The organism is Desulfobacterales bacterium, assembly GCA_029211065.1.
GTDB lineage: Bacteria > Desulfobacterota > Desulfobacteria > Desulfobacterales > JARGFK01 > JARGFK01.
This window is the reverse complement of the sequence record JARGFK010000013.1, coordinates 20,967-36,673: the sequence shown is the minus strand read 5'-3', so window position 1 is coordinate 36,673 and position 15,707 is coordinate 20,967. Positions and strand designations below refer to the sequence as shown.

General features: G+C 53.8%; 14 protein-coding genes. 3 read left to right on the top strand and 11 right to left on the bottom strand.

The features are described 5' to 3' along the window. Window positions 1–116 precede the first annotated feature (116 nt). Entirely contained in the window at window positions 117–1,712 is a 1,596-nt protein-coding gene (locus tag P1P89_04700; GenBank protein ID MDF1590795.1) for a DASS family sodium-coupled anion symporter, read from the top strand. Between the two features lie 141 nt (window positions 1,713–1,853). On the opposite strand, the gene P1P89_04695 is transcribed toward P1P89_04700, so the two are convergent. The 4 genes from P1P89_04695 to P1P89_04680 all read right to left on the bottom strand — a co-directional run bounded on the left by P1P89_04695 (window position 1,854) and on the right by P1P89_04680 (window position 6,078). After that, window positions 1,854–2,648: a PhoU domain-containing protein gene (locus P1P89_04695; protein MDF1590794.1), complete on the bottom strand. Its 795-nt coding sequence runs from the start codon at window positions 2,646–2,648 to the stop codon at window positions 1,854–1,856. Between the two features lie 8 nt (window positions 2,649–2,656). Further along, window positions 2,657–3,682: a Na/Pi cotransporter family protein gene (locus P1P89_04690; GenBank protein MDF1590793.1), complete on the bottom strand. Its 1,026-nt coding sequence runs from the start codon at window positions 3,680–3,682 to the stop codon at window positions 2,657–2,659. 109 nt (window positions 3,683–3,791) lie between these two features. Further along, window positions 3,792–5,111, bottom strand: coding sequence for a CDP-alcohol phosphatidyltransferase family protein (locus tag P1P89_04685; GenBank protein ID MDF1590792.1), 1,320 nt, complete (start codon window positions 5,109–5,111; stop codon window positions 3,792–3,794). A 55-nt stretch (window positions 5,112–5,166) separates the two neighbouring features. After that, window positions 5,167–6,078, bottom strand: a complete 912-nt coding sequence (locus P1P89_04680; GenBank protein ID MDF1590791.1) for a hypothetical protein — start codon at window positions 6,076–6,078, stop codon at window positions 5,167–5,169. Between the two features lie 348 nt (window positions 6,079–6,426). Between P1P89_04680 and P1P89_04675 the strand changes: the two genes are divergently transcribed. Both P1P89_04675 and P1P89_04670 read left to right on the top strand, forming a co-directional pair. Beyond that, complete coding sequence (locus P1P89_04675) at window positions 6,427–6,918, top strand: peptidylprolyl isomerase (GenBank protein MDF1590790.1); 492 nt, start codon at window positions 6,427–6,429, stop codon at window positions 6,916–6,918. An 86-nt stretch (window positions 6,919–7,004) separates the two neighbouring features. Further along, window positions 7,005–7,334 carry a hypothetical protein gene (locus P1P89_04670; protein MDF1590789.1) on the top strand — a complete coding sequence of 110 codons (330 nt, stop codon included), beginning with the start codon at window positions 7,005–7,007 and terminating at the stop codon, window positions 7,332–7,334. Between the two features lie 99 nt (window positions 7,335–7,433). On the opposite strand, the gene P1P89_04665 is transcribed toward P1P89_04670, so the two are convergent. From P1P89_04665 to P1P89_04635, 7 genes are all read right to left on the bottom strand, one after another. Beyond that, a complete protein-coding gene (locus tag P1P89_04665; protein MDF1590788.1) occupies window positions 7,434–7,661 on the bottom strand; it encodes a hypothetical protein in 228 nt (75 codons plus the stop codon). A 51-nt stretch (window positions 7,662–7,712) separates the two neighbouring features. Further along, window positions 7,713–8,087 carry a type II toxin-antitoxin system VapC family toxin gene (locus tag P1P89_04660; GenBank protein MDF1590787.1) on the bottom strand — a complete coding sequence of 125 codons (375 nt, stop codon included), beginning with the start codon at window positions 8,085–8,087 and terminating at the stop codon, window positions 7,713–7,715. Beyond that, window positions 8,084–8,290, bottom strand: coding sequence for an AbrB/MazE/SpoVT family DNA-binding domain-containing protein (locus tag P1P89_04655; GenBank protein ID MDF1590786.1), 207 nt, complete (start codon window positions 8,288–8,290; stop codon window positions 8,084–8,086). Before P1P89_04655 ends, P1P89_04660 begins: the two co-directional genes overlap by 4 nt. A gap of 460 nt (window positions 8,291–8,750) precedes the next feature. After that, complete coding sequence (locus P1P89_04650) at window positions 8,751–9,074, bottom strand: hypothetical protein (GenBank protein ID MDF1590785.1); 324 nt, start codon at window positions 9,072–9,074, stop codon at window positions 8,751–8,753. 107 nt (window positions 9,075–9,181) lie between these two features. Continuing rightward, a complete protein-coding gene (locus tag P1P89_04645) occupies window positions 9,182–11,134 on the bottom strand; it encodes a caspase family protein (protein ID MDF1590784.1) in 1,953 nt (650 codons plus the stop codon). Further along, entirely contained in the window at window positions 11,064–12,425 is a 1,362-nt protein-coding gene (locus tag P1P89_04640) for a WD40 repeat domain-containing protein (GenBank protein ID MDF1590783.1), read from the bottom strand. The genes P1P89_04645 and P1P89_04640 overlap by 71 nt, the downstream gene beginning before the upstream one ends. After that, entirely contained in the window at window positions 12,422–15,697 is a 3,276-nt protein-coding gene (locus tag P1P89_04635) for a caspase family protein (protein ID MDF1590782.1), read from the bottom strand. Before P1P89_04635 ends, P1P89_04640 begins: the two co-directional genes overlap by 4 nt. Window positions 15,698–15,707: the final 10 nt, after the last annotated feature.

Sequence of the window (15,707 nt, the reverse complement as noted above, 5' to 3'; positions counted from 1 at the left end):
ATGAAGCCGAAGACAGCATGGCACAACAGTTGCTCTATCACATAACCGATCATTTCGGGCGCATCTTAAGCGCTTATCAGAATCCCAAACAGTATTATTTAAAGGAGCCCGTCTACATGTCCCCGAATAAAAAGACATTTTTTCAACTTGGTATCGCCGTTACACTCAGTTTAATTGTGATGGCCATTCCCAGACCCGAAGGAAGCCGTTTTGAGATTGTCGGTGATCAGGACAAAAGATTACTGGAGGCAACTCACGGTATCTTCAGGCTTTCGGATCAGGGGGAAAAAACGCAACTGGTCGACGGCAAGAAAAAGGTGATCTACGAGCTGCAGGCATTGGCGCCGGGAAGTCCCGAGGCAACCGCCGCATGGTTGACGGCAAAAGCCGGCCAGGTGGGGCTGACAACCGTCAAGGTGGACTATGTGGATGGGTTGTCGATCAAAGCGCACCGATTTCTCGCCTTGATCGTTTTTCTGTTTGTTTTCGAACCGGTGCCGCTGCAGATCACCGCAATGTGCATCGGCGTGCTGCTGGTCATCACCGGCGTATCAAGCCTTAAGGATTCCTGGGCGGCCTATATGCACCCGGTGGTGATTTTCATCATGAGCTGCCTGATATACGCCATCGCCCTTGACAAGGTCGGCATCACCAAACGGATGGGGTATTTTATCGCCCGTAAAGCCGGTGACAGCGTCACCCGCTTTACCTTCATCCTGGCCTGCGGTCTGGGCCTCGCCTCCACCGTGATGCACGATGCGGCCGCCACGGCCATTGCCATTTCCGCCATGCTGCCGATGATGCGCGCCGCCGGGGTTGAACCGCACACCAACACCGCGCGCTTCATGATGCTGTCACTCCCCTTTGCCTGTTCCAGCGGCGGCATGGGCACCCTGATCGGCGGAGGGCGCTGCATGGTTTCAGCCGCTTTTTTGAAAGAATTTAGCGGAATCGAAATTACATTCCTGGACTGGTTCATCTTTGCCTTTCCCGCGGCACTGGCCACGATTCCCACTGCCGTTGCCGTGATTTATTTCCTCTACCGCCCGGATCCCAAGATCAAGCTGCCAAAGTTTGACGTGGAGTCCGGTACTTTCACTCCTGCGGAAAAACGCACCCTTTGGATTCTGGTTATCATCATGCTGGTGTGGTTGACTAAAAACTGGCACGGACTTGATTATTCCCTCACCGGCCCGCTGGGTGTGGCCGCCCTGGTCGTCAGCGGCGTCCTGACATGGGACGATATCCAGGAGCACCTGGAGTGGGGCACTTCCGTGTTTATCTTCGGCGGAGGCCTGGCCCTGGGACTTGCCATGGAAGGCTCCGGCACGGCCACGTATTTTGCCAACCTGTTCTTTCCCTTGGCAAAAGGGGGCGGCTGGCTCCTTCTGTTCGGCGCCATCGCCGTTTTCGGCGCGCTGGTTACCAACGTCATGGCCAATGTGGCGGCAGCAGCCCTGATCATGCCCATCGCTCTGCCCCTGGCTGTGATGGAAGGGGTTGATCCGCGCATCATCGCCCTGTGCCTGGGGATGGCGACCTCCTTTGCCATGATCCTGGTGATCGGCTGCCCGCCCAATGCCATCGCCTATTCATATAAGCAGTTCAAAGCTTTCGACTTGACCAAGGCCGGCCTGGTGGCCACGCCGATCCTGCTGGGTGTGCTGATTCTGGTTGCGACCTCATGGTGGAAGCTGATTGGTTTGGTTTAAAAAGTGGGTCCCCGCCAAAAGGACTGGCTTGATCTTAAGATTTGAACTGCAAAAGCGAGTGCATTACTCGCAGCTTGCCGGAACGAAGCGGAGATCCCGCTTTGCGGGACTGCAGAATTATTCAAAAGCTTTTCTCAATATTTAATCGGACGGCCGCTTTCTCAGGAAGGTGCCGGCGATATTGGATGAGTAGACAATGATCTGTTTAAGCAGATCCATCAGCTCCATGTGAATCTCGTGGGTTTCGAGGGACTTTTTGTTCTGCCGCCGGATCCGTTCCAGATGCCGGACACGATACTGATCCTCCAGATCCAGGTAGGTTCTCTCGCTGGCCATGATGTCGCGCGCCATGTCCAGATTGGTTTCGGCAAAGGCTTCCTCCAGAAGGTCAATCTGGCGGCATACTTTCTGATGGTAAATTAAGAGCTCCTCTTTGCCTTCGTCCGAAAAATCGACTTCGAGCAGTTTTTTCTTGGCGATCAGGGGCACCATGTTCCGATGGATCAGGTCGCCGATCCGTTCCATATCGTTCGTTATCGAAATCATGCCGTAGACCTCTTTGGCCTGATCATCGGAAACGCTGTGCCGGGCAATCTGAAACAGGTATTCGCGCAACTTTTCATCCAGATAATCTATTTCCTCCTCGCGCCGGTCGATCCCCTCCATCAGGGTCAGGCGCGGGTTAAAATGATCCCGCGTGGGTATTTCCTTAATGAGAAGTTCGGTTTCTTCCCGGGAGTGCCCCTCGTTTCGGATTAATTTCTCATCGGACATGAAAGGTATAATAATGGCCCGCAGCATCCGGCCGAGAATCACGGCGATGCGGGAGATTTCGTGGCGGGCCAGATCGATGACAAGGGCCGGCGAAGAGATACTGCTTTGATCCAGATGCCATACGGGTTCGTCGACGTCGGCCTTTTTTTTGATAGGCAGCATCTTTTCAATCAGGCGTGCGAAAAACGGCGTAACGGTATAAAAGCAACCGCCAGGCTGATGTTGAAAATAGCATGGGCATTGGCAATCTGGCGGGCGATGTCGGAATCGAAAGTGATCGCCAGCTCCTTGATGATGCCGGCGTAAGCAGGCAACCAGAAAATAAAAAGCGCTACTCCGCCGATTTTAAAGAGCACATGCGCCAGGGCAACCCGCTTGGCCTCGCGGGTCGTGCCGATGGCTGCCAGACCGGCCGTAATGCACGTCCCGATATTGGCGCCGAAAATAACGGGGATGCCGGCCTCCAGCGTCAGCAACCCCTGCTGCGACAAGACGATCACCACCCCGATGGTGGCGGCGCTGCTTTGAATAACCGCCGTAAACAGTGTCCCGATCAGCAGGCCGATCAGCGGGTTTTCAAGCCCGGCCATCATCCCCACAAAGCCCTGGTGTGATCGCAAGGGGCTCATGCTATCGCTCATCAGTTTCATGCCGTAGAAGAGAATCCCGAAACCGAGGATCATTTCACCGATATTTTTACCGTCGTCGTTTTTAGAAAAAATATACAGGCCGAAACCCGCAGCGATCATCAACAGGGCGTAATCGGTCAGCTTGAAGGCGATCAACTGGGCGGTGACCGTTGTGCCGATGTCAGCCCCCAGAATCACGCCGAGGGACTGGGTAAAACTCATCAGGCCGGCCTGGACAAAACTGACCAGCATAACAGTCGTGGCGCTGCTGGATTGAATCAGCATGGTGATCCCCGCTCCGATCCCAAGGGCAATGATGCGGTTTTTGGTAATTGCCGCCAGGACCGCCCGCATCTGGTTGCCGGCCGCTTTCTGCATGCCGACGCTCATCTTTTCAATTCCATACAGAAAAAACGCCAGTCCTCCCAAAAGCCCGAAAATCAGCAGCTTCCAGGAAACCGCAGCAGCCCCTCCCTGGTCGGCGTAAAGCGTTTTTGCCGCAGCAAAAGTAAGCAGACCGAAAACGAAAACCCACTTCGATCGACCGATGACCCATTTTGTGTTCATAGCGTTCCCCTATCTGCTGAAAGCGTCAATGAGAAAACATAATGACAATTTGCTTCCGGATGCTTGTTGTGGGAGAATCGGGTCAAGGATTCGAGCTGGAATCCTTTTTTCAGCCGGTCGGTAAAATCTTCTCCGCAATTTTCGTGTTACCCGCCAAGGCATAAATCGTAAAAGATATGAGCAGAATAGCGCCCAGCATTTCCGGGTTTCTGGTTTTGATCAGATAGGCTAGGACAAACACCACCAGAAAGCCGAAGATAACCATCACCGACCGGGGAATCCGTCGCAGAATCACCCGGCCGAAATGGACAAACCGGATGTGGCTGATCAGCAGGAACGAGGTTAGCAGCACAACACCCAATGACATCCAGGCGTTTTGCCAGAAAAGACAGGCCCCCAGCACGACGATGGCGCCGGCCGGACTGGGCAGGCCGTTAAACGTCCCCGGGGGCAGGGTTTTGTCATGTTTGTCACGAATCAGAAAGCGCCACAGGCGGAATCCCACCGCAAGAATATAGAAAATCCCCAAAACAAATGCGGGCAGCTTCATTTCGGTGCTCATCAGTACCAGCAGGCCCGGACAAACGCCGAAGCTGACCATGTCCGCAATATCATCCAGCCACGGACCGAATTTTGTCCCCCCGTGCTTTTCCGCGATCCGGCCGTCGAACAGATCAAAAATCTGCCCGGCCAGAATGGCGATGGCAACCAGGACGTACCATCCTTTAAAAACCAGCACGATTCCGGTTATGCCGCAGACCAGATTCAATCCGGACAAAATATCGGCATAAAAGTGGTTGGATATGATTTTGAACACGCTGGAGGCAACCGATAAAACGATGCAGGCCATCAGAATCTCGGCTGTAAAATCCGGAATACGATAGGCGCTGTCCAGAAGGGCGCCGTAGATGATCAGGGAAAAACACAGCACTGCTTTAATTTTTCCGAAATTATTGGCGCTCACCGAGAACTTTGTAAATCGTTTGATAATATCGCGGACCAGGAATTGTCCGCAGACCTCAATAATAATTAAAACCCAGAGGATGGTCATATCCAGAAAGCCCTGATGGGCGAAAAAGACCATCGGCGGCAGATAGGTTATCTTATCGCACAGCGGATCAAGTTCCTCGCCAAAAGGCGTCAGCAGATTACACTCCCGAGCGACAAGGCCGTCAATCCCGTCTGCAACAGCCGAAAAGGTAAACAGCAAAATCCCCCAGAAGTGCTGCTCAGCCACAAAATAAAGCAGCATCCCGGCCAGACCGATCAAAACTCTCCAGAGACAGATGGCGTTCGGATGCAGGAACCAGTGGGTGCTGATATATTGTTTCTTTTTCTCATTCTTTAATGAGACCCAGAACCAAAAATAAATTCCAAGCGATACCAGAACTGAAATGGCGATTGAAACTGCACTATCCATGGACTTCATCTAAGTAGTTTTCCAAAAGGAATAAAGTATGTTGACGGCCGCTGCGGTTTCTTTTTTACAGGGACATGTCGTGCAAATGTTTTTCATCCCTTGAACTGTCAAGATCCAGGGATGTCCCGGCCCCGCTGAGGCCCACCATTTTGATACGCAACCCCTCATACTCACAAAACATCGTCTCGACATCCGACATGTTAAGGCCCTGCCGATATCGCCGGATCAGTTTCTTGCCGAATATCTCTTTTAATTTTTGGCGTGAACTCCGCCGGTAAAACTTTCTCAGGTTATAGGCCCCGTCGATCCGCTTAACCGGAAAATCGGTTAAATTCGCCAAAGCCATGCTCGTTATTCTGAAACCGACCCGGCCGTCTTCGCGAAGATCTTCCGGTTCGATATAGTCGGCCGGTATGATGTTATCAGGTATCATTTTAAAAAACGGGCGGGGGAAGAAGCGGTGATATTTTTTTAGAACGGATTCCTTTACGAGGGGGTAAATCAAATCATAATCCTGATAGAGACCCCGGCAAATCTCAATAAACTCGGCCACATCCTGTTCCCGGGTGGTGGGTGAATCAGCCGTCACAAATAAGGCAAATTTCTGGCCGGCCAGTTTATATCCCAGATTTACATTCTGGCCGAAACTGTCCCGTTGCTCGATCAGTCGGATGTTGCCGTTGGCCGACAGCAGCTCGGGATCTATTTTTTCCCGCATCTCTTTTTCCGGACCGATAACCAAAATCTGATCGATGCTTTCAACGTGGATAAGGGTATGCAGGATATACTCCACCATGGGCCGGGGCCCTTCAAGCTGGCTCCCTTTTATATTGATTCTTTTGAGCGATTTATAACCTATCCTGAAATACCATTCATAATAGGTTATCAGATCTTCCATCTGGTAGAAGAACTCTCTGAAAGAGAACCGTTTATTTCCACCGGCCAGAACAACTGCAACAATTTTTTCAAGCGGCATTATTTCCAACAGGCTCCTTGTCTGAAATGGCGGTATCTCTTTAAGAAAATTTCAAATCGCTGTTCTAAAACGGAATTATAACGAAAGTAACATGATATTTCATTTTTTGGGGCTTTAAGCAAGTATTTCTTATAATGAAAAATATTTTGAAGATCAAATGGTGAGGACTTTGAACCGCAACAGCGAATGCATTCCCCGTCCCGCCGTGACGGGGCGGCAGGGTTCTTCAAAAACAAAAGATGATCCCATCCGGCAGGATTGTTTGACATATGGGTTTAATTCCCTTATACCTGCCCGAAACTGAACACAGGAGGATTTATATCAACTAAAAGCGATTATAAAGAGGAAATTGAGCGGCCGGTTGCCGTATTTGAAACATCCCTCGGCACCTTTGAGGCCGAGCTGTATGCCAAAGAATGCCCGGAAACCGTATGGAATTTCATCAACCTTGCCGAAGGACGGCAGGAAACTCAAAAAAGCGGGAATTTTTATGACGGCGTGACGTTTCACCGGATTATCCCCGGGTTTGTCATCCAGGGCGGCTGCCCGCTGGGAACCGGCACCGGCGACCCGGGCTATCGGTTCACGGATGAATTTCACCCCTCCCTGCGCCACAGCGGCGCAGGCTTCCTGTCCATGGCAAACGCCGGCCCGGGAACCAACGGCAGCCAGTTTTTCGTCACCCTGGCCGCAACCCCGCACCTGGACAACCGGCATTCCGTTTTCGGAAAAGTGATTAAAGGGATGGATGTCGTCAACAAAATCGCAGCCGTGGAAACAGATCCCCGCGACAAACCCCTGAAAGCGGTGGTGATGAATACGGTGACGATCCGGCGCTGAATTGAAGAGGGGGCCTTTAACCGTCCCCTTTAACAATGGAAAACTCAGGCTCGCGGAACAATTAACGCAATCCGGTCATCGAAAAAATGTTCGAACAATTTAAATCTGATGTCAGAAAGTTGCCGTTGATTATCGGCAAGGTCGCGGGCGGCATTCTGGCGGCAATCGGTATTCCGGGTGCGATTTTCATCATTTCCCGAACACCCGGCCGGACTCAAGGGGCTTTGACCTTCTCTATCGCGGGGGTCATTGGCATTGCAATTTTTATCGCATGTGCCGCAGGGCTCAAACGCACGCACGAAAACAACACTCAACCGACAACCGCAACTAAAAAAACAAAAGAAAGCCTCATTGTCTGGGCCATTCTGGCGGCGTTGGCGGGAGTATTTATCTTCATCACATACCTGCTGGTTTGACCGGAAGTAGATCGGCACGATCCTGCGGACAGCCGTCATTTTTTCACAGAAGCGGCAAAAGTCTCCCTGAAACAAGCCCCGGCAACGTTCAACGGCGCACTATCGGTCGCAATCAAAAACGGGACTTTCTTCTGTCCCGTTTTTGATTGATGCATTTGGAATTTGATAGGTTCCATCTAATCTTTTCCACATATCTTCATGCCGCTTGTCAAGTTTATTCACAGCTTTTTTAAGATCATGTTCGGTTATTTCGCCGGATTTGAACTTTGATTTCAATATTGAAAGCTCATTTTCATACCATTTATCAGGATCAAAATTATATGTCATATGTTTAAGTATTTCCCGTCGGGTCTGGCGAAGTGTCAGGTTGACCACTTCTCATTTCTTAGGAAAATATTTAACATTGGCCAGATCTTTAAAATCTGAATCCTGAGTCCAGAGAATCGCATTAAATTCCCGCGCGGTTGCAAGGATGATACTGTCCGCCATTGGAAGATTATGCTCCAAACTCAGCTTTGAAGCGACGATTGCCAAAGCTGTTGTCAGATCCACCACCATTCCTTTTTGCATGGCAACAGCCGCCTGCAACGCTTCATTCTCGCTGGTCTCCCGGAGAATGACCTTGAAGACCTCATATATCGTTAACGTTGGAACAACTAGCAGGTCCGAATCACTGAGCGGGGCCAGGAAATGCTTGGCATTAGGCTCATCTGCGAAGTATGCAAGCCAACCGGAAGAATCTACAATATTCATACGCGATCTGCCTCTCGTCTGAATTCCGTATTGATGCCCTTGAGAATTCCACGGAGTTCTTTGATATCGCGTTCCGGTATAAGCTCGATACGCCCGGCATATTCAATAACCTGCATTTTTTGACCTGGACGAAGATTTAAGGCCTCCCTGATTATTTTCGGTATAACAACTTGATATTTTGGTGATACAGTTACCGACTGCATGTCAATACCTCCATCGATCTGTTTTGCGTATTACGATATCATGATCGATATGGTTTTGTCAATTGTATTACGGCCAACGCCGCTAATCTCCCGCTTGGTGGGATGTCTTTTCAAAAGGACAAATTTCTGTACGCGTGATGTTCGTTATTGCTTCCATCCTGCTGATCAAGTTCGTGAAATAAGGGGACATTCTAATGGTACTAACTTTGGCGTCGCAGAATTTGGGAAATTGCCGAAGTGGATACACCTAATTTGTGTGCGCTTTCTGCTGATGAACCCCCAAAAGCAATCTATTCGCAAGGCGTTCACTTCGCAGGCATGATCGTGCCCGGGCCGCAATTGGCAATGCAGCGGCGCGGGCCAAGCACTCTCACCGTCTCAGCCAGTTTGCGCGCGATACCGAGAGCAGTCGTCTTGTCGACACCGGTGTCGGACGGGCCCGACGAGCTCATCCCAATGTTCACATAGCAGGACAATTTTGGGCGACAGAGTCCTTCCACTCCTTGAGCTTGGCGGCGTACTTCAGGGCGATCTCGTCATTGTCCGCAGGCGGCGGGTTGTCGCGCCAAATGTCGATCGCGCGTTGATAATAGGGGCAGGATTCCGGTTTCTTGTGCGGGCCGAACTTTGAGGCCGTCAAGCCGAGGCAGGCTTCGACATAAGCAAAGAGATATTTGGGTGCCGTGTCGGGGAGCAGCGCACGGGCGGCCTCGCACTCCGTGCGCGCCTCTTCCATCGTGGCGTAGATCATCTTGACGGTTGCCTTGCCTGTTGCCGACATCATTTGCTTCTCTAACGGGTCTTCGGCGTGTGCCGCTGAGTGAATCCAAAAGAGACACAGAACCACTGCTAATGCTGTTGCGATCTTACCTGTTTTTATTCGTTTCCCTTTCATTTTAACAAATAAACGGGATTGTCCTTCCCGAAGTTTATGACCAGCGGGGTCTGCTGATGCCCGACTTTTTTGGATATCTCTGTCGTTGTCTGTTTCGAGTATCCCCCGAGTTCCTCAAGGCTGATCCTGCCGTCCGTGTTTCTGTCGGCCTCGGTTTTGTTGCTGAGCCCGTCCATGAGCGTGTAGGTGAATAGCCCGTTTCCCTGGTAGCCGTCCATGGCCGCCTCTTTCGAGCTTGCCGACGCATAGATGTGAAGCCCCATCTTCTTTGCCAGGACCGACATCCGGGCGTCGTAAAGCCCGCTGACGATGGTGTCCACACCGCCGGCGTGGCAGGTGTCGAAGATGAAAAGCTGGGACAGGGACTTAATCTTCTTTGACATCTCGACGATCTCGTTTGAGCTGATCATCGTGCCTTCGCTTACATTCCCGTCAAACTCGCTGGTCAGCATGTAGTACTGGTTCTGCAAGAGGATGCCGTGCCCGGCGCCGAAGAGGATAAAACTGTCGCCGGGTTTCACCTTCCGGGAAATCGCGTCAATATTATTCAGAATGTTCGCCTTGGTGGCGTCCTTGTCTGTGTATATTTCATGATGGATATTCCGGGGGTTGAATATCGTCGCGGACTGCTGCAGCAGTTTCCGGACCATGTCCGCTGCATCCTTGACGGCATATTTCAGATTGACGTTGCCGGCCCTGTACTGATCAATACCGATGGAAAGGATGTAGAGATGGGGTTCTTCTTCTTTGATATTTGCATTAAAGTTAGCTGTCTTCATGTAACTCTGGACGGTGTTGGAGGTATTAAAGGCCGTAACGCTCACCTCGTTTTCTCCGGAAACGCTTTCCACCTCCTTGCAATCTTCAAAAACCTCTCCCTTGGCGTTGCTGACGATGGGGGTGCTGTCGCCCGTTCCTTTGACGATGACGCCGCGCATATCCTCATAGATGCTTCGGCTGTTTAGGGCCGCCAGTTCTGTTTTTTCAGCGGACGCTTTGGCGATGTCCCTGTAAAAGCCGTCCGACTCGATGAGCTTGCCGTTGTGAAACAGCCTTACCTCCCCGATGCCGCCCCCTGCGCTTTTGACCTGGTAGCAGACCTTGACCGCCGGTTGATCCGTCGCCGTCGGCACCGAGGTGAACGCCACGGTCGGCGGGGGATTTCTGAGCGCGTCGTCGATGGTCAGGGTGATCAGGCCCTTGATGTCATCGCCCTTGAGTTTTGCCGCAACGATGTCGGGACGGTAAAACACATCATAGAACTGATCGATGCCGTAAACCGTGCTTCCCCGGCGGACATTGAGGTTTTCATGTCCGTAACGGGATGAGTTGTAATAGCCTTCCGGGGTGATCACGATCCACTCACCATCGATGAAACCGATGAACTGACTGGTTTCCAGACCGCTTTTTACATCCCAGAACCGCATGGTTCCATCGCCGCTGCCGGTGATAATGCGTTTACCGTCGGGAGAGAATACGGCACTATAGACGTTCAGCTTGTGTCCCTTCAAACTCATGACCCGCTCGCCGGTGGCAACCGCCAGAAGCTTGGGGGTGCCGTCAAAGCCGGAAGTCAGGGCATATTGGCCGTCGGGGGAAAAGGACACAGAAGAGACAGCGAAATCCTGCCACGCCTGCAGCTGCCGGCCGCCTTGGACCTCAAAGAGCTTGGCGGTGTTGTCGCTGCTGCCGGCAAAGACCAGCTTGTCGTCGGGAGAAAATGCCACCGCGTTCACGTGGTAGCGAAAATTTGTAAAGGACCGCAATTCACGGCCCGATTCGACATCCCAGAGCCGGACCGTTTTGTCGCGGCCGGCTGAAGCGATCGATCTGCCGTCCGACGAGAAGGCGACGGAAAGGATTTTATCGGTATGGCCGTTAAAGCTTTTGATACCGCGGCCGCTCGCCGCATCCCATAGCCTGATACGGTTGGCGGCATCTCCGGACACAATCCATTTCCCATCCCGCGAAAAGGCCGGCTCCCTGCCCGTCGATCCGGAGCAGTTCTCTGCCGGTTTCCACCTCCCGCAGCATCAGCGGCCCGTCAAGCCGACAGTCCAGCATGTACTGATTGTCCGGCGCAAAGGCCAGCGAAGAGACGATCCCCTTTACGTCCGTAAACGTCCAGAGCCGCTGAGCGGTGACGCTGTCCCACAGATTGATGGTCCCGTCGAAATTGCCGGAAAGCGCATATTTTCCGCCGGGCGCAATGGCGACCCGGCTGACCCAGTTGACCTTGCCCTCCAGGGTCCGCAGCTTTTTGCCGGCAGCCAGATCCCACAGCGACATATTGCGGCTGCCTGCAAGCAGCTGTCCGCCGTCTGGCGATATCGCCAACGAGAATACCGAAACCTCGCCGGCCGCCAGGCTCATCAGCTCCCCGGCCCGGGAAAGATCCCAGATCCTGACGGTTCTGTCAAAACTTCCGGAAAAGGCCAGGCGGCCGTCTGCTGAAAATGCAACCGAAGTCACCTCGCCGGTGTGGCCGCGCAAGACGGCAAGCTCTCGGCCCGATGCCGTCTCCCAGTACCTGACCGTGCCGTCCTTGCCGCCGGCGGAAAGGAGGTAGCGCCCTTCGGGTGAAAAAGCCACGGCGTTCACCGCCGCAATGTGGCCGGCAAAGGTGCGAACCTCTTTGCCGGTGGCGACTTCCCACAGCTTGATGGTTTTATCCCAGCTTCCCGACAGAAGATATCGGCCGTCAGGACCATAAGTCAGCGTACGCACCGTGGCGGCATGCCCGCTGAGGGTGCGGGTCTGCTCGCCGGTGGCCACATCCCAGAGTCTGATAACGGCATCCATGCCGCCCGATGCAATCGTGCGGCCGTCAGGAGAAAAAACAGCCCGAAAGACGGCCTTGCCGGGCCCGCCGAGCTCGCGCACTTTTTCCCCGCTAAGCGCATCCCAGAGGACGATCTTGCCTTCGGTTCCACAGGACAGCAGATAGCGTTCATCGGGAGAAAAAACGGCCGATGCCACAAAACCGGTATGCGCTCCCGTATAGGTGCGGATCTCGCGGCCGCTGCCGACATCCCAGGTCTTGACCGTTTTGTCGCCGCCCGACAGGGCACTCTTCCCGTCGGCGGAAAAGGCCACCGACTGCACGCCTGAATGCCCCAGCTGCACGAATATCTCCGGATCTTTCGCTGCGGCCAGGACCGTGCCCGAAAACACCACCAGCACACACGCCGCCGTCACCAGCTTCATTCCCAAGCCTTTTATATATTCCCGACACTTCATTTTATTCTCCCGATGGGGAATGCCTGCCCGCTGATGGAGATGGTGGGATACTGCGCCCGTTTGAATACTTTCTCCGCCAGCAGCGGTACTTCGTTGTCCACGTAATCCGCAAGATCGGTGGTTTTGATGTAGCCGGTTTTGCCCTTATCGGCCAAACCTTTCAAGCCTTCGGCCAGAACATAGGTGAACAGGCCATGCCCCTGGTAACCCTCCAGGGCTTCCTGCACCGAGGTGGAGGCCGAAAGAATGGTGGAGCCCATTGCCCGGCTCAATATTTTCAGCGCCGTGTCCTCGCTCATGCCGCGGGTCAGCATCGCCATCTGGAGGGCATCCCCCAACGCGCCGGCGTTGCAGGTGTCGATGATGATGAGCTTCTTAGTGGCCGGAATGTTCGCGATGGCCTCTTTGAGCATGTTCTGGGAAATGGCGTCGGTCCGCAGCTTCTCCGTCCGCAGCGAACCCACATTGGAGGTGATCAGAAAGTATTCGCCCTCGTCCACCGTGCCGTGGCTGGCGATATAAAAAACAAAAAGATCATCGGGCCGCAGCGACTGGAAGGACTGGATCTCCCGGATGATCGCTGCGTTGGTGGTGGTTTCCCCGGCGGTCAGCTTTCGGATGTTGACCTTGTCGAAAAGACCTGCCGATACCTGTTCGAGGGCCTGGGCGAAAAGTTCTGCGTCCGCCACGGTATAGTTGAGCTTGAGCTTGGGGTTTTTAAACTCGTTGATGCCGATCACCAGGGCCGAAAGCGACGGTTTGCCGACGGCGGCAAAAGAAGCGCTCACCTCCAGCGTCGCCTCGTTGCTCTGCATGGTGTTGTCCGCGTTAAAGGCCACGGCCTGGATCGTATTGCTGCCGGCCGCCAGCTTCAGGGTATATTCCTTGATCAAGTCCGCCGCCGCGCTGGCGATGACCTTCACCGCGCGGCTGTCCATGACCACCGCCGTGCCGTTGAGATACAGACGAATATCGCCGATGCCGCCGCCGTTGTCGGCCAGTCGCAATTTAACCGTCACATTGTCCGCGGCTACGCTACGGGGCGTATCCACGATGCTGACGGAGGGCGGCGGCTTCACGTCGGCCAGTTTCCTGAAATCCCTGAGGGACCCGCCGGCAAGGGCGATCTTCACGACATCCGGCCGGAAAAATGCCTCGCGGTAGCTATCGATGCCGTAGACGGTGTTGCCGATGCGGACGTTGAGATGTTTTTCGCCGTTGGGAGAGCTGTTGTAATACCCTTCCGGCGTAATGACGATCCACTCGCCGTCGGTAAAACTCAGAAACTTGGCGCGTTCCTTGCCCGTATCGACATCCCACAGGCGTATCGTGTGATCGTCGGCCGCCGAAATCACCTGTTTGCCGTCCGCGGAAATGACCGCCCGGCGCACGCTGCTGTTATGCCCCGCAAAGGTCATCAAAACCCTTGCCGAAGCCGTATCCCACAGAATGATGTTCCGATCGCACCCGGCTGACAGTATCCGATCCCCGCCCGCTGTAAACCCCAGATGCCAGACCGTGTCCCTATGCCCCGTGAATGTCCGGAGCACGGTCCCCAATGCCGTGTCGCACAGGACCAGATCGTGCTGCCTGGAAAACAGGAGCCGGCGCCCGTCGGGCGAAAAGTCCATGGAAGCCGCCGGAGTAGCGTCCTTGAAGGAGCTGATCGTTCTGCTTGCTTCGACATCGTACAAATGGAGGGTGTTAGGATTCTTGAGATCCGCGTACATCCCGATCACCGCGATGTATCGGCCGTCAGGAGAAATCTTGAGGCTGCCGTAATAGGGTTCCTGCCAGCTCAAGACCTTTTGTTCCACGGTTTCGAAGTCGATGCGCTTGGCGGCCTTTTCCAGACCGATCAGGAGGTATCGATTGTTTTCCGAGAACGCGATCCGCTGGATGGCGCCGGCAGGTTCCGTGTAATTCAGGACTTCCTTTGCCGAGGCGAGTTCCCATATGCTGACCTGCCGATCGGCCACCTGCTCTGCCATCAGCCGCCCGTCGCGGGAAAAGACAACGCGTTTTCCCTGAAGCACTTTGACCTTTTGATCCGCGGCCATATCCCAGAGCTCGATGGTCTTTTGCTTGCTGACCAGAAGGATGTGCCGGCCGTCGCCGCTATAGTCGGATGCGTTCGAATAATCCTTGAATATTTTGACAGGGCTGCCCATTGCCATATCCCATAGCAGGGGCGGCGCATCGGTGCTGACGGCCACGGCCTGCCGGCTGTCCGGGCTGGCGGCGGCGGAATATACATTGCTCAGGGGGCTTCTTCCGAAAGATCTGACAACCCGGCCCGTTTCGGTTTCCCAGAGCGTGGGGATATAAAGTCCCGCCGAGATGAAAAACTGGCCGTCCGCCGAAAAGGTTGCCATTCTGGTAAAGGACGTGGTCAGGGTCTTGATCTCCCTGCCGCTCAGGGCCTCCCACATCTTCATGCCTTTATGCCCCGCTGCCACGGCCAGGCGGCCGTCCGGTGAGAGGGTGAAATAGTTGAAGTCCATTTCTCTTGCCGCATGCCATGAGGCCAGGCGGCGCTTCTCGCTTATATCGTACGTCTCAAAATAGGTGCGATTGGCGCTGTAGTCATCCCACCTAAACAGCCCGTAGCGGCCGTCTCTGGAAAAGGATGTGCTGGGGAAAAAGGATTTATCCTGGCTGAAAGTGTCGACCGTTCTGCCCGAATAAGATTCCACCAGGGCATACTTCTGATAATCGATCTCGGCAGCCAGAAAGTTTTCCCCAGGGGTGATAAAGCCATATGCCCGTATCCTCTCGACCGTCTTGAGAGTCCGGCCACTGGCGATGTCCCAGACCGTCAGAACACCGTCCCAGGCAACCGAGGAAACGGTGGCGGCGTCCGGCGAAAAGGCAAGGAAGCTGACTTTCGGATTTTTCGCCCGGATGGTCAGGGACCGGATCTCCCTTCCCGTGATGGCATCCCACACCTTGATGTTGCCCTTTTCATCACCCGCAGCGACCCGCAGACCGCCGGAAGAGACGGCTACCGCGCTAATTGTTGCCGCATGCCCGCTGAACGTCGTCATCTCACGGCCGGAGGCAACGATCCAGAGCTTGGCTGTAAAATCCTCGCTCCCGGTAACGGCGTACATTCCATCCGGAGAAAAGGCCACGGTGGCGACACTTTTTTGGTGGCCCAATTGCACGAAAATTTCCGGTTTTTCGGCCGCAAAAACGGAAACGAAGCCGCCGGACACGATCACCATCATCCCCAAAAAGACTAATAAGAAACGTAATACATTTTTAAACATAGACATAACC